Origin of the sequence: Massilia sp. LMS1-1-1.1 (genome assembly GCF_040815535.1) — a bacterium.
GTDB classification, from domain to species: domain Bacteria; phylum Pseudomonadota; class Gammaproteobacteria; order Burkholderiales; family Burkholderiaceae_D; genus Janthinobacterium; species Janthinobacterium aestuarii.
Genome location: NZ_JBFPNG010000012.1, coordinates 596,913 through 618,165 on the forward strand (window position 1 = coordinate 596,913; position 21,253 = coordinate 618,165).

Annotated in this window: 25 protein-coding genes; 4 read left to right on the plus strand and 21 right to left on the minus strand. The window is 63.4% G+C overall.

Annotation, left to right across the window (positions count from 1 at the left end; all coding sequences use genetic code 11):
- Positions 1-28 precede the first annotated feature (28 nt).
- A complete protein-coding gene (locus MRBLMS1_RS12680; RefSeq protein WP_139092353.1) occupies positions 29-694 on the plus strand; it encodes a dienelactone hydrolase family protein in 666 nt (221 codons plus the stop codon).
- 36 nt (positions 695-730) lie between these two features.
- Here MRBLMS1_RS12680 and MRBLMS1_RS12685 read toward each other — a convergent pair whose 3' ends face one another.
- The 8 genes from MRBLMS1_RS12685 to MRBLMS1_RS12720 all read right to left on the minus strand — a co-directional run bounded on the left by MRBLMS1_RS12685 (position 731) and on the right by MRBLMS1_RS12720 (position 6,576).
- Positions 731-1,975: a hypothetical protein gene (locus MRBLMS1_RS12685; protein ID WP_485879628.1), complete on the minus strand. Its 1,245-nt coding sequence runs from the start codon at positions 1,973-1,975 to the stop codon at positions 731-733.
- Positions 1,976-2,047: 72 nt separating this feature from the next.
- Positions 2,048-2,431 (minus strand): hypothetical protein, encoded by a 384-nt coding sequence (locus MRBLMS1_RS12690; RefSeq protein WP_485879629.1) that lies wholly within the window; start codon positions 2,429-2,431, stop codon positions 2,048-2,050.
- Positions 2,432-2,729: 298 nt separating this feature from the next.
- Positions 2,730-3,602: an S-formylglutathione hydrolase gene (fghA, locus tag MRBLMS1_RS12695; protein WP_485879630.1), complete on the minus strand. Its 873-nt coding sequence runs from the start codon at positions 3,600-3,602 to the stop codon at positions 2,730-2,732.
- A 56-nt stretch (positions 3,603-3,658) separates the two neighbouring features.
- The gene (locus tag MRBLMS1_RS12700; protein WP_485879631.1) at positions 3,659-4,522 is read right to left on the minus strand and encodes an NAD-dependent protein deacetylase; all 864 of its coding nucleotides are present in this window, start codon (positions 4,520-4,522) and stop codon (positions 3,659-3,661) included.
- A gap of 48 nt (positions 4,523-4,570) precedes the next feature.
- The gene (gene lepB, locus MRBLMS1_RS12705; protein ID WP_070304325.1) at positions 4,571-5,242 is read right to left on the minus strand and encodes a signal peptidase I; all 672 of its coding nucleotides are present in this window, start codon (positions 5,240-5,242) and stop codon (positions 4,571-4,573) included.
- 172 nt (positions 5,243-5,414) lie between these two features.
- The gene (locus MRBLMS1_RS12710; protein ID WP_070304326.1) at positions 5,415-5,657 is read right to left on the minus strand and encodes a hypothetical protein; all 243 of its coding nucleotides are present in this window, start codon (positions 5,655-5,657) and stop codon (positions 5,415-5,417) included.
- Complete coding sequence (locus MRBLMS1_RS12715; RefSeq protein ID WP_034757293.1) at positions 5,654-5,905, minus strand: hypothetical protein; 252 nt, start codon at positions 5,903-5,905, stop codon at positions 5,654-5,656. Before MRBLMS1_RS12715 ends, MRBLMS1_RS12710 begins: the two co-directional genes overlap by 4 nt.
- A 131-nt stretch (positions 5,906-6,036) precedes the next feature.
- The gene (locus tag MRBLMS1_RS12720; RefSeq protein WP_485879632.1) at positions 6,037-6,576 is read right to left on the minus strand and encodes a GNAT family N-acetyltransferase; all 540 of its coding nucleotides are present in this window, start codon (positions 6,574-6,576) and stop codon (positions 6,037-6,039) included.
- Positions 6,577-6,659: 83 nt separating this feature from the next.
- On the opposite strand from MRBLMS1_RS12720, the gene MRBLMS1_RS12725 reads away from it, so the two are divergent.
- A complete protein-coding gene (locus MRBLMS1_RS12725) occupies positions 6,660-7,052 on the plus strand; it encodes a VOC family protein (protein WP_485879633.1) in 393 nt (130 codons plus the stop codon).
- A 1-nt stretch (position 7,053) separates the two neighbouring features.
- On the opposite strand, the gene MRBLMS1_RS12730 is transcribed toward MRBLMS1_RS12725, so the two are convergent.
- Positions 7,054-7,638 carry a DinB family protein gene (locus MRBLMS1_RS12730; RefSeq protein ID WP_485879634.1) on the minus strand — a complete coding sequence of 195 codons (585 nt, stop codon included), beginning with the start codon at positions 7,636-7,638 and terminating at the stop codon, positions 7,054-7,056.
- 151 nt (positions 7,639-7,789) lie between these two features.
- Here MRBLMS1_RS12730 and MRBLMS1_RS12735 point away from each other — a divergent pair, with 151 nt between their 5' ends.
- The gene (locus MRBLMS1_RS12735) at positions 7,790-8,785 is read left to right on the plus strand and encodes an HDOD domain-containing protein (protein WP_456149300.1); all 996 of its coding nucleotides are present in this window, start codon (positions 7,790-7,792) and stop codon (positions 8,783-8,785) included.
- Between the two features lie 27 nt (positions 8,786-8,812).
- Here the strand turns inward: MRBLMS1_RS12735 and MRBLMS1_RS12740 are convergent, their stop codons facing one another.
- The 11 genes from MRBLMS1_RS12740 to MRBLMS1_RS12790 all read right to left on the minus strand — a co-directional run bounded on the left by MRBLMS1_RS12740 (position 8,813) and on the right by MRBLMS1_RS12790 (position 20,109).
- Complete coding sequence (locus MRBLMS1_RS12740) at positions 8,813-9,514, minus strand: ABC transporter ATP-binding protein (RefSeq protein WP_128139739.1); 702 nt, start codon at positions 9,512-9,514, stop codon at positions 8,813-8,815.
- A complete protein-coding gene (locus MRBLMS1_RS12745) occupies positions 9,507-10,220 on the minus strand; it encodes an ABC transporter ATP-binding protein (RefSeq protein ID WP_456149301.1) in 714 nt (237 codons plus the stop codon). Before MRBLMS1_RS12745 ends, MRBLMS1_RS12740 begins: the two co-directional genes overlap by 8 nt.
- Positions 10,213-11,175 carry a branched-chain amino acid ABC transporter permease gene (locus MRBLMS1_RS12750; RefSeq protein ID WP_128139737.1) on the minus strand — a complete coding sequence of 321 codons (963 nt, stop codon included), beginning with the start codon at positions 11,173-11,175 and terminating at the stop codon, positions 10,213-10,215. The genes MRBLMS1_RS12745 and MRBLMS1_RS12750 overlap by 8 nt, the downstream gene beginning before the upstream one ends.
- A complete protein-coding gene (locus MRBLMS1_RS12755; protein WP_034757323.1) occupies positions 11,172-12,044 on the minus strand; it encodes a branched-chain amino acid ABC transporter permease in 873 nt (290 codons plus the stop codon). Before MRBLMS1_RS12755 ends, MRBLMS1_RS12750 begins: the two co-directional genes overlap by 4 nt.
- 109 nt (positions 12,045-12,153) lie before the next feature.
- The gene (locus MRBLMS1_RS12760) at positions 12,154-13,320 is read right to left on the minus strand and encodes an ABC transporter substrate-binding protein (RefSeq protein WP_034757328.1); all 1,167 of its coding nucleotides are present in this window, start codon (positions 13,318-13,320) and stop codon (positions 12,154-12,156) included.
- A gap of 60 nt (positions 13,321-13,380) precedes the next feature.
- Positions 13,381-14,919 (minus strand): class I adenylate-forming enzyme family protein, encoded by a 1,539-nt coding sequence (locus MRBLMS1_RS12765; RefSeq protein WP_485879635.1) that lies wholly within the window; start codon positions 14,917-14,919, stop codon positions 13,381-13,383.
- An 11-nt stretch (positions 14,920-14,930) separates the two neighbouring features.
- Entirely contained in the window at positions 14,931-16,085 is a 1,155-nt protein-coding gene (locus MRBLMS1_RS12770) for an acyl-CoA dehydrogenase family protein (protein ID WP_485879636.1), read from the minus strand.
- Positions 16,086-16,137: 52 nt separating this feature from the next.
- Entirely contained in the window at positions 16,138-16,962 is an 825-nt protein-coding gene (locus tag MRBLMS1_RS12775; RefSeq protein ID WP_035817702.1) for an IclR family transcriptional regulator, read from the minus strand.
- Between the two features lie 285 nt (positions 16,963-17,247).
- The gene (locus MRBLMS1_RS12780) at positions 17,248-18,177 is read right to left on the minus strand and encodes an alpha/beta hydrolase (RefSeq protein ID WP_485879637.1); all 930 of its coding nucleotides are present in this window, start codon (positions 18,175-18,177) and stop codon (positions 17,248-17,250) included.
- Positions 18,174-19,034 (minus strand): alpha/beta fold hydrolase, encoded by an 861-nt coding sequence (locus MRBLMS1_RS12785; protein WP_485879638.1) that lies wholly within the window; start codon positions 19,032-19,034, stop codon positions 18,174-18,176. The genes MRBLMS1_RS12780 and MRBLMS1_RS12785 overlap by 4 nt, the downstream gene beginning before the upstream one ends.
- Positions 19,035-19,047: 13 nt before the next feature.
- The gene (locus MRBLMS1_RS12790) at positions 19,048-20,109 is read right to left on the minus strand and encodes a sugar phosphate isomerase/epimerase family protein (RefSeq protein WP_485879639.1); all 1,062 of its coding nucleotides are present in this window, start codon (positions 20,107-20,109) and stop codon (positions 19,048-19,050) included.
- A 140-nt stretch (positions 20,110-20,249) separates the two neighbouring features.
- On the opposite strand from MRBLMS1_RS12790, the gene MRBLMS1_RS12795 reads away from it, so the two are divergent.
- Complete coding sequence (locus tag MRBLMS1_RS12795; protein ID WP_485879640.1) at positions 20,250-20,858, plus strand: TetR/AcrR family transcriptional regulator; 609 nt, start codon at positions 20,250-20,252, stop codon at positions 20,856-20,858.
- A 16-nt stretch (positions 20,859-20,874) separates the two neighbouring features.
- Here MRBLMS1_RS12795 and MRBLMS1_RS12800 read toward each other — a convergent pair whose 3' ends face one another.
- Entirely contained in the window at positions 20,875-21,246 is a 372-nt protein-coding gene (locus MRBLMS1_RS12800; RefSeq protein ID WP_034757354.1) for a flagellar basal body protein, read from the minus strand.
- Positions 21,247-21,253: the final 7 nt, after the last annotated feature.

The following is a 21,253-nucleotide window of genomic DNA, read 5'->3' on the forward strand; positions in this document are numbered from 1 at the left end:
TCATTCCAGCTCGATAGCGGAGGCAGCCATGCAAGAACAATTTGTCAGCATCACGGCCGATGAACTTCAAATGGACGGCGTGCTTGAAATGCCCGAGCGGCCTGTGGGCATCGTCCTGTTTGCCCACGGCGCGGGCGCCGATAGCGACTATCTGGGCGCTTCCAGCCACGCCACCTCCCAAGATTTTTTGCGAGCGGGCATCGCCACCTTGCGCTTCGACCAGGGTGGTGTCGAGCCTGGCGGCGGCAGCAATGGCCACGCGTATTTCGTGCGCAGCGATATCGTGCTGCTGGCGCGCCAGCTGGAAAAAGCCCTGGGCTGGCTGCAAGTGGACCCATCCACGCGGCGCTTGCCCTGCGGCCTGTATGGCTATGGCACCAGCGCGGCCGTCGTGATGCAGCTGGCGGCCTGGCGCAGCGCGGAAATCGCTGCGCTGGCCGTCTGCGATGGCCAGGTGGAAATGGCCGGCAAGGCGGCGCTGGAAAACGTGCGCGTGCCGTCGCTGCTGATCGTGGGCGGACGCGACCCCGACGTGGCCGGCTTGAACCGCATGGCATTTGCCACCTTGCGTTGCGACAAGCAATTGGAACAGATCGCCGCACCCAGCGGCCCCGACACGCGCCACCAGGCGGCGCTGCTGGCAACAGACTGGTACACGCGCCATTTCAACGGGCATACCAGTACGGCGCAGTAGCGATCACTGTCCGCTTGCTGTGGAGGCAAGGCCTTGTCAGCTTGGCGAGCCGGCATTGCGCCGTGGGGTGGGCGTCAGGCATTCACATTGCCAGGAAACCGCTTCGTAGGTCAGATCCTTGACGTCGGGAGGAAGAGCCGCGTTTTCGAAAAGTTTCATCTTGTAGTAAATCGTGACTGCCCGCAGCGCTGTTTCCTTGAAGTCACGGTGGCGATCGTATATGGCACGCGGTGTGATCTCGAAGCCGCGCTTGCTCATCTGCTCGTAAACTTCTTGCGTCGAGGTCCCTTCATTGAACTCACCCGTAAAGATGGGGGTTTTTTTATCTTGAGATTGCTGCAAGACTTCCACTGTGCCGCCACATAGCATGCCTACCCAGCTAGCCAGGGAGCCTTGAAAAACCCGGAATCGTACGGTGTATGCATGCAAACGGGCAAAAAAAAGATGTACCTTGGCTGGGTTTTCTATTTCCGCAAGATCAATGATGGCAAAGCTGTTTTTCGTACTGGCCATGTTATTGACATCCGTTTCTTTCCTCTTATTTTCGGATAACAAGCGTATCGTCTTATCAGAGATTTCCACGATTTTTCTGATGTTTTCCACGCTCACGTCTGCCGCTTGCGTGCCCAGTTTTACCTGGCGCCGTATGTGGTCGCGCAGCACATTGAATTCGCAAAGCAGTGCGAGGCGTGGCAGGAATTCCGGCGCATGGCAGGATGTCAAGGCGGCACCGGGATGCTTGACGCTTTTCAGCACGCCCATCCTGGACAGCCAGGCAAAGCAATCGATGGGCGCGGCAATAAACTCAAAAGCAAACATGCGCTCCATCAAACGGTAGCGCACGGTGGATGGTGCCGGTGCGTATTTTTCCAGCAAATTGTTCGTGATGTCGATGATCACGTCCTTGTCGCACGCATGGGCCTTGCTCAGAACGGCGAGTACATACCCTTCAAAAAAGTTCAGCTTGTATCTTTCGCTTTCCTCAAGCCGCTCCATGGTGGTGTCTTCGGGCAGTGGCGGAACATTGTCCGGATAAGTCTCTTTCAGTAAAAATAGCGAGTCGGACAATTCTGCTTCCATCAGGCACAAGACGCCATGTTTGACGACCTGCCGTTGTACGCCGGCCATGCCCTTGTCCGTAAGCTCACGATCCAGATCCTCGGCGAGACTCCTCAGCCAGCGACGTTCCTGGTTAAAAAGGCAATGCACCAGAATCTGGTTGAAGAATAATTGATCCAGCAGATCCAGGCCAGCCGTGTGAGATGCCGATATGCGGCCCATGCCATGCTCCAAAGTGAAGGCGGCTCAGTGTCCGCCCTGATTGTATTTCATGAAGGTTTGGCGCGGTACAGCTCAGGTGGCAGCGGCCGCCACCGCGCCGGAAGCCGCCGCTCCCAGCGTCGCTCCGCCTGCGCCGACAACCAGCGTGCCCGCCGCCATGCCTCCGCCACCAGCAGCGAGAGCACCGCCGCCCAAGGCTGCCAAGGACCCGTTGACCAGTGCGGCGCCAGCCGTGGTGCTGATGAGCGTTCCGGTACTGGCGGCCCCCAGCAAGCCTGTCGTGCCGATCACGCCGGCAATCGGGCCGGCAAACGCCAGCGCGGTACCACCGGTGGCGACCGTGGCGACACCGATCGCAATGGATTTGACGGGATTTTCCGCGATTGTGTCCACGGCAGAGCCTATGGCATCCACGGTTGCATCCATGATCTCGCCAATAAAATCAAACATACCCATGACCTTCTCCTATGTAGTGAGCAGAATATCGAGCAGAAAAAGACGGTCTTTTCCTGAACTGCTGCTCGCATTGTAGGAGCGGAGGTATTGCCGGTCTATTTGCTATTCGGGTGTACCGTTTTACACAATCGGGCATCTTGAAAACAGCTTGCGGCACCCGAATCGGTCCCTGCAGTCTGGCGTGCAAGTTTGCTTCGACTAGCCAGGCTCAAGCTGATCCGATTCGTCACGGGCCGTGAGCGAGGAATCGAAAAAATCAGGTATTGATGGCATTAACGTGTTCCGGCGCCTTGCTGGCTTATGCCATCAGGGCGCGCAAGTTGCGTGCATGGAAGCGCACATGCTCTTCCATGAAGCTGGCGATGAAGTAATAGCCGTGGTCGTAGCCGGCATGGCGGCGCAGCCTTAATGGCTGGCCGGCGTCGCGGCACGCCGCTTCGAAGATGTCGGGGTGCAGTTGTTCGGGCAGGAATTTGTCGGCCAGGCCCTGGTCGATCAGGATGCCTTCGGGGAACAGCGGCGGCTGGCCCTGCAGGCCGCGCATCAGCGCGCTGGCGTCGTACTGCTGCCAGCTGGCGGCATCGCTGCCCAGGTAGCCCGCGAATGCTTTCTTGCCCCACGGACATTGGCTCGGTGCGGCGATGGGGGCGAAGGCGGACACGGAGCGGAACAGTTCCGGGTTGCGCAAGGCCAGTACCAGCGCGCCATGGCCGCCCATCGAGTGGCCGAAAATGCCCGTGCGTTGCGCATCGATCGCCAGTTCCTGCTCCAGCAGGGCGCGCAGTTCCAGCAGGTAGCTGTACATGCGGTAGTGGCTGTTCCATGGCGTTTCGGTGGCGTCCACGTAAAAGCCGGCGCCCACGCCGAAATCCCACGAGTCGCTTTCGCCTGCGATGTTCGCGCCACGGGGGCTGGTGTCGGGCGCGATCAGGATCAGGCCTTCCTCGGCCGCCACGCGCTGCGCGCCGCCCTTGATCATGAACGTTTCTTCCGTGCAGGTCAGGCCCGCCAGGTAAAACAGGGCGGGGCGCCTGGTGGTGACCGTGGCGCCTGGCGCCGTGTCGGGAATGAAGGCCGAGAAACGCATGGGCAAGCCGATGGCTTGCGCGTCGTGGCGATAAAAGCGTTGTACGCCGCCAAAACAGGCGTGTTCACTCAACAGTTCCAGCATGAATTCTCCTCGTTAATGCCACAGTATAGCCAGAGCGGCGCAGGGCCGGCGCGGGATCAGCCCAGCATGGCCGCTAATGCAGGCAAGATGTCTTGTGCCGGGGCATCGGTCTTGAATGCCAGCAAATGGTCGGCGCGCGTCTTGCCCATGTTGATGGCGGCCACGGGCTTGCCCGTTTCGGCCGCCATGCGGCACAGGCGAAAGCTCGAATACACCATGACGGACGAGCCCACCACCAGCAGGGCGCTGGCCGCGTGCATCTTGCTTTCGGCCTCGGCCGCGCAGGCGGCGGGGACGCCATCGCCGAAAAACACCACGTCGGGCTGCAGGGGGCCGCCGCAGCGGGGACAGACGGGCACGTGGAAAGTGGCCAGCTGAGACGGCTCGAGCAAGGCGTCGCCATCGGGCGCCGGCGTGGCCGTGGCGCCCAGCAGTTGGGGATTGTCGCGTTCGAGCTGCTCCTGGATCAGGCGGCGCGTGTGGCGGGTACGGCAATCGAGGCAGACGACGCCATGTATGCTGCCGTGCAACTCCGTGACGGCGGCGCTGCCGGCCTGCTGATGCAGGCCATCGACGTTTTGCGTGACCAGGCCGCCGACTTGCTGGCGCTGGGCCAGTTGCGCGATGGCCAGGTGACCGGGATTCGGCGTGGCGCGCGCCAGGGTTGGCCAGCCCACCATGCTGCGCGCCCAGTAGCGGCGGCGCACGGCTTCCTGGCGGCGAAAATCGGGTCCTTGCACGGGGGCATTGCCGCGCCGCACGCCTTCCGTATCGCGGTAGGCGGGTATGCCGGACGCCGTGCTGATGCCGGCGCCCGTCAGCAGCAGCACGTCGGGATGGCGCTGGAGGAACTGCGCCAGCTGCTCGAGGGGACGATTGTCGCTGGCGGACTGCTGGCTGGCTGAGGGAAAGTTTTGCATGATGCGCCATGCTAACCGAAAAGCATGGCGCCGTTGCAAGGGTAACGTTTATTCCAGCTTCATGCCGAAACGCTGCAGCCGCGGCTGCCAATGCTCCTGGATATTGGCTGAGACGAGGATGCGCTCGGCCTTGCCGATCAGCAATGCGCGTGGCACGAAACCGAAGTAGCGCGAATCGGCGCTGTTGTCGCGGTTATCGCCCAGCATGAGGAAATGGTCGGCCGGCACCGTCACGGGGGCAAAGCTGCGGGCCGCGCCTGCGATTTGCGGCAAGACCTGGATGCGGTGCTGTTCCGTCTGGTTGCGTTCGCTGATCCGCTGGGCCGTCAGCTGACCCACGTGGGCGATGGTTTCAGGCGCCGTGTCGAGCGCCGTGTACTGGGCGGGCTGGCCATTGATGACCAACTGTTCATTGCGCATTTCCACCGTGTCGCCGGGCAGGGCGATGATGCGCTTGATCAATCGTGTGCCGTCTTTCGGCGAGGAAAAGGTGACGATGTCGCCCCGCTGCGGTTCGCCCAGGCGCTGCAGCACGATATCGGTGAGCGGCACTTTCAGGTTGAAGGCGAGGCGGTTGACGAAGACGACATCACCCTCGAGCAGGTTGGGGCGCATGGATGCCGACGGGATAGGATTCCAGTCTGCCACGGCCGTGCGGAACACGCCGAACAGCAGGAGAAACATCAAAAAACCTTTGTTGGCGCGCATCCATGTGCTCATGTCGGCTCTTTCGCTGGGCTGTGCCCGTGATGGTGAAGGGAAACGCCATGGCTGCTGGCGACCTGTTCACGATGCATGGCGAGGCTGAAGCCAGTCTTAAATAGAAGCACTGCGCAGGCAAATGGCAGGCATGGCGTGACTGCTGTTGCGTGTACGCATCACCATGGCGGTCTCAAGGATGGCGGCACGGTGACTGCGTATCGTCGCCATTGTGCAGGCGCTTGCCGTGCATGTCATCCCACAGCTCACCGAGCGCCACCAGCAAGCCGCCACCGACGAAGGGGATGGCCACCAGCCATGGAATGCTGTCGAGCCAGGGACCCAGCACGATGGCCGAGGCCACGGCGATGACGATGGCGCTGCACCAGAAGCGGCGCGGATGCCGGAGCGTCAGCAGGTAGTGAAGATCATTCATAAATCCTCCTTGGTGAGCATGCGGAACAGCCGGGCGGCCAGGATGCTGCTGACGGCGATGACGATGCAGCCGTCCAGGAAAAACAGCACCTTGCCCACCAGGTGCATGCCCTGCACGAGATAGGCGGGCAACTCCCGCGCTTCCGCCCACTGTGTCATGCGCGCCAGCACGATGGCGGCGGCAAAGATGACGACGGCCAAGGCCAGCACCAGCAGCACATGTTCGAACAGGCGTAGCCGCAGTTTCATGTTGGACTTGGCAAGGTTGGGAAGATTCCCGAGCTTTGACGTTATCAGTCCATCATGGTGCGGCTTTGCGCTGTGACAAAGTCGCCCCTGATAGGAGAAAAGTCGCGTTGCTGCCGGAAAAATGCGGCATCTCAGGCCATGGCTTGCGTGTTGCGCCGCTCAAAATACAGCAAGTCCGACCAGGCATTCTGGAAAAACATGGCTTGTTCCGACTTGCCATATTGATGAAAACCGTTGCGCTGCATGACCGCGACCGAGCCCAGGTTTTGCGGCCGCGCCGTCGCTTCCAGGCGCCACAGGTCCAGCGCGCCAAACGCTTCATCCAGCAGCAGGGCCACCACGCGCGTGGCGTAGCCGCGTCCGCCGAACCGTTCGCCGATGCGGTAGCCGAGCGCTGCCTTGTTGAAATAGGGGCGCGTGATGCCCGTCAGGTTGACCCTGCCGATGATCTGCCCGTCCAGCTTGGCCAGGTACTGGTAGGCGCGGTCCTGTTCGCGCTCGCGCTGCGCCTGCTCGATGGCGGCGGCGATGGCTTCCTGGTGATAGTAGGACGGCGCGCGCGCCGTGACCCAGTGTTCAAAATACGCGCGGTTTTCCAGTTCGAAGGCCAGCAAAGCGGGAAGGTCGGCGCTGGAGGGTGGGTGCAGCTGAAGGCGGTCGAGGTCTGGCATGGGAGCGTGTCGGAAAGCGATGCGCCATTATAATCAGCTCGCGCATTGCGCCGCACACCCGTTTGAACTCATGAAGGAGCAGCATGCTATCCCATATTTGTCTCGGCACCAACGATTTTCCCCGCGCCTACGCTTTCTATACGGCCCTGCTGGAAGAACTCGGTCTGATCGAAAAATTTCATGACCCTGCCAAGCCCTGGGCGGGCTGGATGGCGCAGCAGGCGCCGCGGCCGCTGTTCGTGCTGACGGCGCCGCATGACGGCTTGCCGGCCGCGCCCGGTAATGGCCAGATGACGGCCTTGCTGGCCGCCAGCCGTGCGCAGGTGGATCGCTGCTACCAGGCCGTGCTGGCGCTGGGCGCCGCGTGCGAAGGGCCGCCCGGTTTGCGCCCGCATTACCACGCCCATTACTATGGCGCCTATTTCCGCGACCTCGACGGCAACAAGCTGTGCGTCTGCTGCCACGCCGAGGAATAACTCAGCGCGGTCCCCAGACGTCGTCTTCCGTCCAGCCCAGTTCCAGGAAATCCTGCGCCCGCTCGCTTGCCTCGCCGGCGCAATAAAATTCATCGAGCTGGGGCGGCGCGATGCGCGTGCCGGCCAGCATGGCATGCACTTGCCCCCGGTGGTGGATCTGGTGCTGGAACAGGTGTGCCAGCAGGCGCTGGCGCGTGTCGACTTGCGGCGTGTCGCGCAATATCGTCACGGGCCGCGCCAGGTCCGTGTCGCACAGGCTGCGGCAATGGGCGATCAGGCGCTGGTCCGACGCGCGCTGCGCCGCATGCAGGGCCGCGAAATCGGTGAACGGTTCATCGTGTTCAAAGAAGACGTAGCAGTCGGCATGCGGTGCTTCGCCGCGCAGCTCGCGTTCGAGCGCATCGAGATAAAACCAGTCGCAGGTGAGAATGTGGTTCAGGGTGAACTGGATGGTGGGGAAAAAACTGACGCGCTTGGCCTGGAATTCGGCCTGGGTCAGCTGTCCGCAAGCCTTCAGCAGGCGGTGGTTGGCCCAGCCGTTGTTATACGCCTGGCTGGTGAGGTAGTGCGCAAGTGGATTGTTCATGATTGATCGCTTGTCGGGCAGGGCAGGGGGCATTCAATGCCACTTTAGCATGTTGCGGCAGATGGACAAAGCGCTCACGCCAGCCGCACCAGCGCTGCCATCATCAAGTAAAATCATGGAGCGGATTGCGCGATAGTGATGCAGATAGGGCTTGGATAGCAATATGGGCTGGATAGGAAAATTACTGAACGGCGGCGACGAAAAAAGCAAGCCTGCGGCAGTCGCGGCAGCGGCCGCTGCCGAGGCGGCACGGCAGCCAGCCACCATCACCGAAATCGATGCCATGTACTACCGCTGGCTGGCGGCCGCGAGTGCGGCGCAGGCGCCGGATGAGACCGAACAGCAGATTCTGGACGAATTGGCGCGCCTGACCCGTGAACCGATCGCTGGCGCTGCGCTGGTACCGCGCATTCCTGCCATCATTCCGCAGTTGATGCGTACCTTGCAAGATGAAAACATGAGCGCGGCCAAGCTGTCGGCCCAACTGGCCCAGGACGTGCTGCTGGTCGCCGAGGTCTACCGCGAAGCGAACCGGCCCTGCTACCAGTCGCGCTATAACGCCAGCCCGTCGATCAGCAATATGGAAGGCGCCATCATGCTGCTCGGGCAAAACGGCATGCGCATGCTGCTCGCCCGCGTCGCCTTCCGTCCCATCGTCAGCATGCAAAGCGGTGGGCTGACCGTGCGCACGGCGCCGCTGATCTGGCGCCAGTCCGAGAAATGTGCGCTGGCGGCCAGCCTGGTCGCGCCGGCCATGCATGCCAACGCATTCGACGCCTATCTCGCGGGACTGATGGCCAATGTCGGCCTGGTGGTGGCGTTCCGGCTGATCGACCAGATGCATGCGCCCGATGTCTTTCCGCAATCGGACGCCTTCATTGCCCAGGTGTTTGCGCAAGCGCGCATCCTGTCGGTGCGGATCGCCGAATTGTGGGAGTTTCCCCAGTCCGTGACCCGCGCGATCGGACAGGTGGGGCAGGCCGATGCCGATCCGCAGGCGCAAGCGCTGGCACTGGGCGAGCGCTTGAGCAAGCTGCGCATGCTGGCCGATACGGGCCGCTTCCCCGCCGACGATCCTTTCGTGACGAGCGGACTCGACAAGAGTGCCTTGCTGGCGTTTGGCAAACTGGCCGACGACGAGGACTGATGGCCGGCCGCGTGCGGCCGATATCGCTCAGCGCGCAAAATACAGTTCGTGCAGGTGCTCGAGGTCGACCTCATCGGCTTTTTGCGACAGCGCCACCTTACCGCTTTGCATCAGGTAGACGTGATCGGCCACGCCCACGGCCCGCGCCGTGTTTTGTTCCACGAGGATGATGGTGCGCTTGCCGTCGTTCAGGCGCGCGAGGATCTCGAACAGTTCGTTGACCACCAGCGGCGCCAGGCCCAGCGATGGCTCGTCGATGATCAGGAGCGACGGGTCCGACATCAGGCCCCGCGCCATCGCCAGCATCTGCGCCTCGCCGCCGGAGAGCGAGCCGGCCAGCTGCTTGCGCCGTTCGTGCAGGCGCGGGAACATGGCGTAGGCTTCGGCCAGGCGCGCCGGCATGTAGCTGCGGTGCTCTTTCGGAAACGCGCCCATGATCAGGTTTTCTTCCACGCTCATGTCGCGGAACGTCATGCGCCCCTCGGGTATCATCGTCACCCTCGCATCGCTCATCTTCCACGTCGGCGTGCCGTTGATGGGCCTGCCATCGAGCGCGATGCTGCCCGCGCCCACGGGCAGCAAGCCCATGATGGCGCGCAGCAGGGTCGTCTTGCCGGCCCCGTTCGGGCCGATGATGGTGGTCAGCTTGCCCTTCTGGATAGCCAGCGACACATCCCACAGCACATTGATGGCGCCATAGCCGGCGCGCAGGTTTTCAATTTTAAGCATGGGCTGCCCCTGTATAGCTTTCGATGACGGCCGGGTCGCGGAAGACGGCGTCGGGCGTGCCGTCGGCGATCAGCTGGCCAAAATTGAGCACGGCTACGCGCTGGCACAGATTGCTGATGGTTTCGATGTCGTGCTCGATCATGACGATGCCCACGCCAAAGGCCGCGTGCAAGTCCTTCAGCATGCCCATGAAGCGGCGCTTGCCGTTCGTTTCCAGGCCCGCCAGCACTTCGTCGAGCAGCAGCAGTTTCGGGTTCGTCGCCAGCGCCTTGGCCACTTCCAGCGCTTTCAATTCCGTCAGCGCCAGTTCGCTGGCCGCGTCGCGCTCGGCCTTGTCCGCCAGGCTCGTGAAATCGAGGATTTCATCGATCTTGCGCTGGTCCACCTTGCCCGTGCCGAAGCGCTGCGCCACGACGAGGTTCTCGCGCACCGTCAATTCATGCATCGGTTGCGGAATCTGGAAGGTGCGGCCCAGCCCCAGGCGTGCGCGCTGGTACATGGGCGTGGCCATGATGTCGCGCCCCTCGAAGCGGATGCCGCCGCTGGTGGGGCGCACGAGGCCCGAGATCGCATTGAACAGGGTGGTCTTGCCGGCGCCATTCGCGCCCACCAGGCCGATCACGTCGTGGCTGGCCACTTTCAAGGTGACGGAATCGACGGCCGTCAGGCCGCCGAAGCGCACGGACACATTATCGAGTTCAAGCATGTGCTTTCTCCTTCGCTTTGAACGTCTTGCGTAGCAGCGGCAGCAAGCCGTTCGGACTGAAGACGATCATCGCCACCAGCAGCACGCCCAGCACCAGCTGGTGGCCCGTGGGGATCAGCGACTTGAAAATCAGCTGGTCGACCAGGTAGACCACCACGGCGCCCAGCACGGGGCCGAGTATCGTACGGTAGCCGCCGAAGATGGCCGCCACGATCGGCAAGGTCACCCACAGGCTGTTGAAGGCGTAGTCCGGTTCCAGGAAGTTGATGTAGTGGGCGTTGAAGGCGCCGAACAGGCCAGCCATGAAGGCCGACACGAGCAGCATCGCGCCTTTCAGCAAGGTGCTGTTGACGCCGACGACGCGCGTGGCGTCTTCGCTGTCGTGCATGGCGCGCAGGGCGATGCCGTAGTGGCTGGCGCGGATGCGGCTGTAGGCAAACGCGCACGCCACCACCAGGGTCAGCACGACCAGGTAGGCGCCCGTCTTGCTGGCCAGATCGAAGCCGAAGACGGTGGGCAAGGTGGGAATATTGTTGATGCCGCCGGCGCCGCCCGTCACCGAGCTCCATTCTGTCGCCAGGATGCGGAAGATGTGGGCGTAGGCGAGGATGGCCAGCGCAAAATACGGCCCGCGCAGGCGCAGCACGGGCAGCATGATGACGGCGGCGATGGCAGCCCCCGCGCCGCCCAGCAGCATGGCGGCAAACACGGGCAAGCCCAGTTTCACGGTGGCCAGCGCGGAAACATATGCGCCCACGCCGAAGAAGGCCGCATGGCCGAAGCTGACCATGCCGCCCAAGTTACCCAGCAGGGCCCAGGACATGGCCACGCCGCCGATGACCAGGGCCGCCACCACCATGCTCATCACATACTGGTTTGCGCCCAGGGCCAGCGGCACGGCGATATAGGCGGCCAGCAGCAGGCCCGCCGTGGAAATCAAAGTCGAGCGCTTCATCCGCGCCTCCGTTGTGCGCCGAACAAGCCGTTCGGCATGATGAACAGCACCAGCAGGAACAGCACCATGCCCGACAATTCCTGCAGCGCGGAGCTGGCCAGGGTGACGGTCAAGGCTTCGGCCACGCCCAGCAGCACGGCGGCCAGCAGCACGCCGGGAATCGAACCGATGCCGGCCAATACCGTGATGATGAAGGCTTTGACCGTCAGCGCGCCGCCGTAGGCAGGCTGGATCACGCCATAGCTGAACAGGGCGACGCCGGCGAAGGCGGCCAGGATGCCGGCGACCAGAAAGGACACGAGTTCCGTGCGGCCCGGGTCGATGCCCATCAGCTTGGCCGCGTCGCGGTTGCTGGAAACGGCGCGCACGGCGCGGCCATACCAGCTGGTCGACAGCCAGCGCCACAGGGCCGCCATCAGCACCAGGCTGACGCCAAAGAAAATCACTTCGCTGCGCATGCTGAAAAACGGGCCGATCTCGATGCCTTCCTGCAGCCAGCTCGACGACGTCGAGCGGATGTCCGCCTTCCATACGAGCAGGATGAAATTGGTGAGGATCACGCCGATGCCGTAGGTGAGGATCAGCGAATTGATTTCGCGGTCTTTCTTGATGCGGCTGACGATCAGGTACACGCCCACGGACGTGAGGCTGACGATCACCAGCGCGATGGGAATGGCGAACATGGGACCGAGTCCCAGGCCTGATTCCACGCTGTAGGCGATGTAGGCGGCCAGCAGCACCAGTTCGCCGTGCGCCAGGTTGATCACTTTCATGGTGCCGAAGACCAGCGCCAGTCCCAGTGCGATCAGAGCGTAGGAGCCGCCCTGCAGCAAGCCCGAATACAGGGCTTGCAAAATTAATTCTGTCATGTCGTCATCCCGTCAGGCCACCCTGGCGCATCGCGAAGCATGCGCCATGGCCGCCGTTCATCGGTGCGCGTCCGTGCGGGCGCGCGCGTGTGCAGCGGGAGGCTGCCGTTTACCAGGGCAGGGCTGGATAGGCCAGCTTGCCCGTCGCGTGTTCCTTCGGCCAGACGATGACCACTTTCTTGTCCTGGTGCTGCGCCATGCGGTGCACGAAGTTCTGGTTGTCGCCATTGGCGGCAAACTGCACGCGGCCGATCAGGGTTTCGCGGTCCGTCTTGCGCATCTCGTCGGCCACGCCGCCTTTCTTGATGGTGCCCTTGTCGGCTGCGCGCGCGATCGCTTCGAACAGCAGCATCGATTGCACATAGCCGAACTGGCCCAGGTAGTCCGGCTCCTTCTTGTACAGCTGCTTGTAGGCGTCGCTGAAGGCCTTGCCGTCGGCTGTCTTGAATTCCGTGGGGAAGGGCAGCAGTGCCGTGCCGAACACGTTCGGCATCAGGTCGGGGAAGTCGGCCGCCATCTTCGGCGTGGCCAGCGACCACACGCCCACCATGGCCTTGATCTTCGGTTTCAGCACGCGCGCGGCGCGGATGATGCCCACGTAATCGTTTTCGTAGCCGACCATGGCCACGACTTCCGATTTGTCCTGCAGCTTGATCTTGTTGATGATGGGCTTGAAGTCGGTAATGGCCGGGTCGAACGAGTGCGTCGTCACTTTCACGCCCTTGGCAGCCAGGGCTTTTTCCACGTCTTTCGCCAGGCCCGTGGTGGCGTCCTTGGTCGAATACACGATGGAGACGGACTTGGCGCCCACGTCCTGCAGCAATCCCAGCATGGCTTTTTCGTAGCCTGCCGTGTTATTGATGCGGAAAAAATTCTTGCGCCCGCTGGTCACCAGGCTGTCGTCCACGCCGCCCGAAGTGATGTAGACGAGGCCCAGTTTATTCGCCGTGTCCGAGGCGGGCGAGATATTGTTCGAGCCGTAGCCGCCCGTGATGGCCACCACACCCTGGCTGGCCAGCTTTTCCACGGCGGCGATGGCCTTGGCGGGGGCCGATTCGTCGTCGACGGTGATGATCTTGATCGTGTGCTTGCCGTTGGTCTTGTTGAATACCTCGGCCGCGACCATGATCCCTTCCTGCATGCCGGCGCCGACGCGCGCCAGGTTGCCCGTCAGCGGGATTTCCGCGCCGACCAGGAATTCGTCGGCGCTGGCGTTTGCCATCCAGGCGCTGGCAACCAGCGCTGCCATGGCGATGCGTGTGTAGGTGCGTTTCATCGTGTCTCCTCCGGTGATGTGGCTTGGTTTTATTGTCGGGTCTGGTACAGCAGGGTTAATTCACAGGGTATTCTGCGCCATTTGCCGCAGCTGCCCCTTTAAAATCTTGCCCGTGGCGGCGGCCGGCAGCGCTTCCATGACGATGATGGCGGACGGGCACTTGTACGGCGACAGCGTTTGCGCCAGCCAGGCCTGCAATTGTGCCACGCTGGCGGGCTGGCGCGGGTCGAGTTCCACGTAGGCGATGACGTCCTCGTTGCCATCGGCGAGGGTGCGTCCCACCACGGCCGACTGCACCACGGACGGGTGGGCGTTCAGGGCCGTTTCCACTTCCAGCGGATACACATTGAAGCCGGAGCGGATGATCAGTTCCTTGGTGCGTCCCACGATGAACAGCGCGCCGTCGGGATCCTGGCGCGCCATGTCGCCCGTGTTCAGCCAGCCGCCGTCGCGCATGGTGGCCGCCGTCATGGCCGGTTCGCGGTAGTAGCCGGCCATGATGTTCGGCCCGCGTATCCACAATTCGCCCGCTTCGCCTGGCGCCATGTCCAGGCCAGCGACGTCCACCACGCGCACTTCCACGCCGGGGATCGGCATGCCGACGGAATCGTCGCGGCGTGGCGTTTCCAAGCGCGTCTGGCTGATGGTGGGCGCGCTTTCCGTCATGCCGTAGCCATTGTGCAGCGCGGTGCCCAGCAGTTTTTCCACCTCGTGCTTGAGCGACGGCGCCAGCGGCGAGCCGCCCGCATACGCAAAGCGCAGCCGCGTGGGCAGCGGCGTATCGGCCCCGCCCAGGGTTTGCAGCAGCTTGGCGTACATGGCGGGCACGCCCTGCACGATGGTCAATTCATCGTCCTTCAGTGCCGAGAGCAGGCCGTCGACGGAAAAGCGCGGCACCAGATATAAGGCGGCGCCCGCATACAGCGTGCCCAGCGCCACTGAAGCGAGGCCGTACACGTGCGAAATCGGCAGCACGCCGTAGGCGCGGTCGCTGCGCGTCAAGCCCCGCAAGGTGCTGGAGACGGCGGCGATGAACAGCAGGTTGCGGTGCGTGAGCATCACGCCTTTCGACTGGCCCGTCGTGCCCGTCGTGTAGATCAGCGCGGCCACCTGTTCGTTGCCGGGGACCGTGTCTTCCGCGATGGCTGCCGCGTTCAATTCACCTGCCAGCAGCTCGCCCATGCCATCGACGGTGACGGCGCTGGCCCCGCGCCGCGCCGCATGCGCGGCCGCTTCCGGCGAGGCGCCGGCCAGGAACAGCACGCGCCGTGCGGAACTGTGCGCAGCGATGGTGTCGATTTCGCGCGCCGACAGGCGGGCATTGACGTTGACGATCCACGCGTCGATGCTGGCGGCCGCGAAGATCAGCGCCACCTGCAGCGCGCCATTTTCGCCCACCACCATCAGGCGGTCGCCGGCGCGCACGTCCAGCTGGTGCAGCAGCAGCGCCGCATGTTCCACACTGTGTTGCAGCTGCGCATAGGTCCAGAGGCGACCACCTTCATGCAGCGCCGGCGCATCGGGCGCGCGCGCCGCCCAGTAGGCGGGGATGGCCGACAGGCGCACCGGCAAGCCGGCCAGCAGGGCGGGGATGTCCATCGCGGCCTCCTTCACTTTTGCGCCGCCTTGATCATGTTGCGGGCGATGACGATCTGCTGGATCTGCGTCGTACCTTCGTAAATACGGAACAGGCGCACGTCGCGGTAGAAACGCTCAGCCGCATATTCGCTGATGTAGCCGGCGCCGCCGTGGATCTGCACGGAGCGGTCGGCCACGCGGCCGCACATTTCGGAGGCGAACAGCTTGCAGCACGACGCTTCCGTCGAAATGTCTTCCTTGTTGTCGCGCCGGCGCGCCGCGTCGAGTACCATGCTGCGCGCCGCATAAATCTCGGCCTTGCTGTCGGCCAGCATGGCCTGAATCAGCTGGAATTCCGCGATGGGCTGGCCGAACTGCTGGCGCTCCATGGCGTAGGCGAGGGCATCGGCCAGCATGCGTTCGGCCGCCCCCACGCAGACGGCGGCGATGTGCAAACGCCCCTTGTCGAGCACTTTCATGGCTGTTTTAAAACCCACGCCTTCCTTGCCGCCGATGATATTCGCGGCCGGGACACGGCAGTTTTCAAAGATGACGTCGCAGGTATGCGCGCCTTGCTGGCCCATTTTTTTATCGATTTTTCCCAGCGAGAGGCCTGGCGTATCCTTTTCCACGATGAAGGCGGAAATGGCCGAGGCGCCGCGCTTGACGGGGTCCGTGCGGGCCATCACCGTGAAGATGCTCGCTTCGGGTGCGTTGGTGATATAGCGCTTGCTGCCGTTGAGGATATAAAAGTCGCCATCGCGCACGGCCGTCGTGCGCAGCGAGGCCGCATCGGAACCGGAACCCGCTTCCGTCAGGGCGAAGGAGCCGATGATCTCGCCGGCCGCCAGCTTGGGCAGGTAGTGCTGTTTCTGTGCTTCAGTGCCGTCGATGACGATGCCTTGCGAGCCGATGCCGTTGTTGGTGCCGATCAGCGAACGGAAGGCGGGCGAGGTACGGGCGATCTCGAAAGCGACGCGCACTTCCTCTTCCATGCTCAGTTCCAGGCCGCCGTACGCTTCCGGAATCGACAGGCCGAACAGGCCCAGTTCGCGCATCTGCGCCACGATGGCCGGCGGTATCGTATCTGTTTCAGCCACCAGCGCCTCGTTCGGCACCAGCACTTCGCGCACGAAACGGGCGATGCTGTCGAGCAGGATGTTCAGGGTTTCTTCGTCGCGTATCATCGGTTTCCTCGGCGCTTAGATTTGAGCTGTCGTTGAGAGGGGGGCGCGCAGTCTAACCGCGGCCCAGGTTTTTTTCCACTGTCTTGACGAGGGCCACCAGGCGCGGTCCCAGGTCCGATTCGAGTTTTTCACGCGACAGCAAAAAGGCGGGGCCGCCGCAATTGAAGGCCATCACCTGTTCGCCATCGGCGCCCAGCATGGGCACGCCCACGGCATGCACGTCGTTCTGCCACTCACCGGCCGAGATGCAAAAGCCCCGGTCCTGGTAATCCTTGAAGCCTTGTTCGATGCCGGCCTTGATGCGGGGCCAGCGTTCCGTCTCGTGCACCCTGGCGTGGTCCATCAGGTAGTCGCGTTCGGCCTGCGGCAGGATGCACAGCAGGGCCTTGCCCATGGCCGTCGTCATCAGCGGAATGCGCGAGCCGACGTCGAGGCGCAAGGTGACGTTGGCGCTGCTGCGGCACGTTTCCACGTAGACCATGCTGAGACGGTCGCGCGTGCCCAGCGAGACTGACGCCTGCGCGTGTTCCGCCAGTTCCTCCATCAGCGGGCGCGCCATCTTGCGCACGTCGAGATTCGACAGCATGCGGTAGCCGAGGGCCAGCACGCCGGCGCCCAGCTGGTACTTGCCCAGGCTGTCCGAATAATTGAGGTAGCCGAGTTTGGTGAGGGTGTAGGTCAGGCGCGAAATCGTCGGTTTCGGGATGCCCGTGCGCTTGGCCATGTCCGCGTTCGACAGATAGACTTCGCCGGGACGAAAGCAACGGAGCACTTCCAGTCCACGCGCCAGCGCGTTGACGAACTGGCGGTCCTTGCCTTCCTCGTCATCGCCAAAGACGATCAGTTCCGGATCTGCCGCGGTCTGAATATTGGTCATATTTGCATTCATTGTCAGGCTCCCTGGAAACCAGTTTGCCTAGCCAAATTGTGCGTGTCAATCGTTTTGTGAAACATTCGTTCGCACAGCGAAATGCTGCGGTGCATGAAATGGTGCGGGAAAAATGTCTGAAAAATTGACGTGCGCAAGCGTTTCGGCGCTTGTGCTTGAGCATCGCCAAACAAGACGATATGCGGCGGAAGAGAACACCATGGCTATTGGAGACGCCGTGATGCTCGCGCAGCAGGCCGCCGCCGTGGAGCCATCCCCGGCGGCGGATTTTTCTTACATTGCCAGCGCTATTCGCATCGCCTGGCCTGCCACGTCGAACAATCCCCGCGCCGTCGGCGTCAAGCCCGGCATGTGCATAGCCGCATGGATCATGCCGTCGAGCTGCACGCATTCGGCCTCCACGTCATTGTCGCGCAGGCGCTGCGCATATGCGACGCCTTCGTCATGCAGCGGGTCGTACTCGCATACGAGCACGGTTGCCGGCGGCAAGTCCTTGAGCGAAGCTGCCCGCAGCGGCGCGGCATAAGGCTGCATGCCGTCGGCCGGCTCGTTCAGGTAGGCCGACCAGCAAAAACGCATGGCTTCCCGGGTCAGCGAAAAACCTTCCGCATGGCGCTGATACGAAGCTGTGTCGAAGGCGAAATCGAGCGCCGGGTACAGCAGCAACTGGTGCGCCAGTGCGGGCCCGGCCTGGTCGCGCGCCATCAGCGCCGCCGCCGCGGCCAGGTTGCCGCCCGCGCTGTCGCCTCCCACGGCCAGCCGTTTCGCATCGATGCCCAGCGCCGCCGCATGCTCGGCGACCCAGCACACTGCCCGGTAAAAATCGTCGAGCGGCACGGGAAACTTGTGCTCGGGCGCCAGCCGGTAGTCGACGGAAAAGATCACGCAGCCGGTGGCGTTGGCCAGCGCGCGGCACGGATTGTCGTACAGGTCCAGCGAACACAGACACCATCCACCGCCATGCGCAAAGACGATGGCCGGCAAGGGCTGGCCAGTCTGCGCGCCGGCCGGTACATAGGCGCGCACGGTCAGTGCGTGCTCGCCCGGCAGCACGTAATCCTTGATGGCCGCGACGTCTTCCAATGGCCCGTGCAGCTGGCGCAAGCCCGTTTCCGTGGCCGCCCGCAGCGCTGCCAGCGAGGCGGGCGGCGGCGCATCTTTTGTCTGTTCCAGCCAGGCGGCGATCAGCGGATCGAGGCTCACGCCACCTCTCCTGCCAGGAAGGGCAGCAAATGGGCGATGAACGCTTCCGGCTGTTCTTCCATGATGAAGTGGCCGCATTCGGCGACGATGGCGCCTTGCAGATTGTCCGCCTTGCCCTGCATGGTCAGCAGGGGCGCGTCGTTGGTCGCATGGTCGGCGCCGATGGCCAGCACGGGCATGGCCAGGCTGCGCTTGGCCCGCTCGAGGTTTTGCTTGATGGTTTCGGGGATGGCGCGGTAGTAGGCGAAACCGGCGCGCAGGGCGCCCGGCGTGGCGTAGGCGTCCGCATACACGTCGACGGCCACCTTGTCGCGGCGGTACGACCAGCGGTCGAAAATGAAGCGGATGTACTCGCGCTCCTTGCCCGCCGTGAGCATTTCCGGCAAGTCCAGCACCTGGTTGAACATGAAGTGCCACAGGAATATGTTGTCGGACGGCGCGACAAAAATCGGCGGCGCGGGTGCCAGGCCGGGAATGACGGCTTCCGTCAGCGCCAGTTTCGTCACGGCTTGCGGGAAATCGCTGGCCAGCGCATAGCCGACCCACATGCCGATGTCATGGCCGACGACGTCGTACTGCGCATGGCCCAGGGCCAGCATGGCGCGATGCAAGGTGGTCGCCACGGCGCCCGTGTCGTAGCCGCCGGCCGGGCGATCCGAATGACCGCTGCCCGGCGGATCGATGGCGATGGCCTGGTAGCCGCTGGCGGCCAGCGCCGCCATCACGTGGCGCCACGCATACCAGGTCTGCGGCCAGCCGGGGATCAGCAGCACGGGCTTGCCGTTGCCGGTACCCGCGATGACGCAATGGAGGCGCTGGCCGTCGATGCGGACGTAGTCGTGAATGAAGTCGTTCATATGGTTTCCTTGATTAGTTGTGCCGGATGCCCAGCAATTGATGGATCTGTTGCGCGCTGACGGAGGCGCCGGCGAAGTCGTCGAAGATTTTGTCGGTCACGGGAATGATGTGGGCATTGATGAAGGCCACGCCTTCGCGCGCGCCCACTTCCTGGTCTTTCAGGCAGCACTCCCATTCCAGCGTCGCCCAGCCCGCGTAGTCGTTCTGCGCCATCTTCGAGAAGATCGCCTTGAAGTCGACCTGTCCGTCGCCGAGCGAGCGGAAACGCCCGGCGCGGTTTTCCCACGACTGGTAGCCGCCGTAAATGCCTTGCCGTCCCGTCGGATTGAATTCCGCATCCTTCACATGGAACATGCGGATGTGGTCCTTGTAGATGTCGACGAATTCCAGGTAGTTCAGTTGCTGCAGCACGAAGTGGCTGGGATCGAACAGCATCTTGCAGCGCGGGTGGCGGCCCACGCGTTCATAAAACATCTCGAAGCTGATGCCGTCATGCAGGTCTTCGCTCGGGTGGATTTCGTAGCACAGGTTGACGCCCTGTTCCTCGCACACGTCGAGGATGGGCAGCCAGCGGCGCGCCAGTTCATCGAAGGCCGTTTCGATCAGGCCGGGCGGGCGCTGCGGGAACGGGAACAGGTAGGGCCAGGCGAAGGAACCGGAAAACGTGCCCATGTCCGTGAGGCCCAGGCGTTTCGACGCCATGGCCGCCAGCTTGACTTGCTCGATGGCCCACGCCGTGCGCGCTTCTGGCTGGCCATGCAGGTGTGCCGGCGCGAAGCTGTCGCACAGCGCGTCATAGGCCGGGTGCACGGCCACCAGTTGGCCGAAGATGTGCGTCGTCAGTTCGCTGATGACGAGGCCATGGCCGGCCAGCATGGCGACCAGATCGTCGCAGTATTGCTGGCTGTGCGCGGCCTGCGCCACGTCGAACAGGCGCGCATCCCAGGCGGGAATCTGCAGGGCCTTGAAGCCCATGCCGGCCGCCCATGCGGCGATGGCTGGCAGGGTGTTGAAGGGCGCCGTGTCGGCGGCGAATTGGGCCAGGTGCAGGCTCGGTCCTTGGATGGTTTTCATATCGGCTCCTATTGTTTGTCGATCGACAAAGAATAGGCGAAATTTTTTGCGCGGTCAAGGCGGCCATGCAAAATAAATCGCGAATGCGCTGCGGGTGCCAGGCGTTATACTGGCCGCCAGTTCGCAAGCAGAGGATAAAAATGGCAGGAAGACCGAGGGAATTCGACCGCGCGCTGGCGCTGGCAAAGGCGCGCGACGCGTTCTGGACGCGCGGCTACGAGGGCGTGTCGATGGCCGACCTGGTGGCGGCGCTGGGCATCGCCTCGGCGCGCATCTATGCGGCGTTCGGCTCGAAGGAGCAGCTGTTCCGCGAAGCCGTGGAATTGTATGAAACGGGCGAGGGCGCGTTCGCCGTGCACGCGCTGGCGGCCAGCCTGAATGTGCGCGACGCGGTGGCGCGCATGCTGGAAGAAGCCGTGCTGCTGTACACGCGCAGCGGCCAGCCGCAAGGCTGCATGGTGGTCACGGCCGCCACGAATACGAGCGCGGAAAACGCGGGCATCGCCGACTGGCTGGCGCAGCACCGCCGTGCGCGGACGCAAGCCCTCATCGAGCGCCTGCGCGCGGCGCAACTGGCGGGAGAGTTAAAAGGAGAAGCAGACGTGCAGGCGCTGGGCGACTACTATGCGGCCTTGCTGCATGGCTTGTCGGTGCAGGCGCGCGACGGTATTTCCGCCGAACGGCTGCTGGCGCTGATCCGGCCGGCCATGGCGCCGCTAGCGCTGGAAATGAAAAACCAGGCTACCTAGTCGATAGCCGCTGCGGTCAGGTCTTGACGTCGATCAGGCTGCCCAGGGCCTGGTCGGCTGCCTTGACGACATTCGCCGACAGGTTGAAACCAGCCTTGTAGACGAGGTTATCCGTCAGTTCGGACGCCAGGCCCACGCCGTTTGGCCGGCTTTCGGCCGCCTTGGCCGCATTCGCATTGGCGCCGCTGACGCTTTCGCTGGCAGCCAGCTTGCGTCCTTCGACGGACAGGGTGACGCCCGTGCCGGCCGGGCTGGCTTCCTGGAACTGGGCTTGCTGCGGCTGGAAGCCCGGCGTATTCGCATTGGCGATATTGTTGGCGGCCACATCCAGCGCGCGCTGGTTGGCGGTCAGCCCCGAAGTACCGGTGGTAAGGGCGGATATGGACATGGCAACT

What these genes read in the sequence shown, in the direction of transcription:
- MRBLMS1_RS12680 (WP_139092353.1), top strand. Translation starts at nt 29, where the DNA reads ATGCAAGAACAATTTGTCAGCATCACGGCCGATGAACTTCAAATGGAC.
- MRBLMS1_RS12685 (WP_485879628.1), bottom strand. Translation starts at nt 1,975, where the DNA reads ATGGGCCGCATATCGGCATCTCACACGGCTGGCCTGGATCTGCTGGAT.
- MRBLMS1_RS12690 (WP_485879629.1), bottom strand. Translation starts at nt 2,431, where the DNA reads ATGGGTATGTTTGATTTTATTGGCGAGATCATGGATGCAACCGTGGAT.
- fghA (WP_485879630.1), bottom strand. Translation starts at nt 3,602, where the DNA reads ATGCTGGAACTGTTGAGTGAACACGCCTGTTTTGGCGGCGTACAACGC.
- MRBLMS1_RS12700 (WP_485879631.1), bottom strand. Translation starts at nt 4,522, where the DNA reads ATGCAAAACTTTCCCTCAGCCAGCCAGCAGTCCGCCAGCGACAATCGT.
- lepB (WP_070304325.1), bottom strand. Translation starts at nt 5,242, where the DNA reads ATGAGCACATGGATGCGCGCCAACAAAGGTTTTTTGATGTTTCTCCTG.
- MRBLMS1_RS12710 (WP_070304326.1), bottom strand. Translation starts at nt 5,657, where the DNA reads ATGAATGATCTTCACTACCTGCTGACGCTCCGGCATCCGCGCCGCTTC.
- MRBLMS1_RS12715 (WP_034757293.1), bottom strand. Translation starts at nt 5,905, where the DNA reads ATGAAACTGCGGCTACGCCTGTTCGAACATGTGCTGCTGGTGCTGGCC.
- MRBLMS1_RS12720 (WP_485879632.1), bottom strand. Translation starts at nt 6,576, where the DNA reads ATGCCAGACCTCGACCGCCTTCAGCTGCACCCACCCTCCAGCGCCGAC.
- MRBLMS1_RS12725 (WP_485879633.1), top strand. Translation starts at nt 6,660, where the DNA reads ATGCTATCCCATATTTGTCTCGGCACCAACGATTTTCCCCGCGCCTAC.
- MRBLMS1_RS12730 (WP_485879634.1), bottom strand. Translation starts at nt 7,638, where the DNA reads ATGAACAATCCACTTGCGCACTACCTCACCAGCCAGGCGTATAACAAC.
- MRBLMS1_RS12740 (WP_128139739.1), bottom strand. Translation starts at nt 9,514, where the DNA reads ATGCTTAAAATTGAAAACCTGCGCGCCGGCTATGGCGCCATCAATGTG.
- MRBLMS1_RS12745 (WP_456149301.1), bottom strand. Translation starts at nt 10,220, where the DNA reads ATGCTTGAACTCGATAATGTGTCCGTGCGCTTCGGCGGCCTGACGGCC.
- MRBLMS1_RS12750 (WP_128139737.1), bottom strand. Translation starts at nt 11,175, where the DNA reads ATGAAGCGCTCGACTTTGATTTCCACGGCGGGCCTGCTGCTGGCCGCC.
- MRBLMS1_RS12755 (WP_034757323.1), bottom strand. Translation starts at nt 12,044, where the DNA reads ATGACAGAATTAATTTTGCAAGCCCTGTATTCGGGCTTGCTGCAGGGC.
- MRBLMS1_RS12760 (WP_034757328.1), bottom strand. Translation starts at nt 13,320, where the DNA reads ATGAAACGCACCTACACACGCATCGCCATGGCAGCGCTGGTTGCCAGC.
- MRBLMS1_RS12765 (WP_485879635.1), bottom strand. Translation starts at nt 14,919, where the DNA reads ATGGACATCCCCGCCCTGCTGGCCGGCTTGCCGGTGCGCCTGTCGGCC.
- MRBLMS1_RS12770 (WP_485879636.1), bottom strand. Translation starts at nt 16,085, where the DNA reads ATGATACGCGACGAAGAAACCCTGAACATCCTGCTCGACAGCATCGCC.
- MRBLMS1_RS12775 (WP_035817702.1), bottom strand. Translation starts at nt 16,962, where the DNA reads ATGACCAATATTCAGACCGCGGCAGATCCGGAACTGATCGTCTTTGGC.
- MRBLMS1_RS12785 (WP_485879638.1), bottom strand. Translation starts at nt 19,034, where the DNA reads ATGAACGACTTCATTCACGACTACGTCCGCATCGACGGCCAGCGCCTC.
- MRBLMS1_RS12790 (WP_485879639.1), bottom strand. Translation starts at nt 20,109, where the DNA reads ATGAAAACCATCCAAGGACCGAGCCTGCACCTGGCCCAATTCGCCGCC.
- MRBLMS1_RS12795 (WP_485879640.1), top strand. Translation starts at nt 20,250, where the DNA reads ATGGCAGGAAGACCGAGGGAATTCGACCGCGCGCTGGCGCTGGCAAAG.
- MRBLMS1_RS12800 (WP_034757354.1), bottom strand. Translation starts at nt 21,246, where the DNA reads ATGTCCATATCCGCCCTTACCACCGGTACTTCGGGGCTGACCGCCAAC.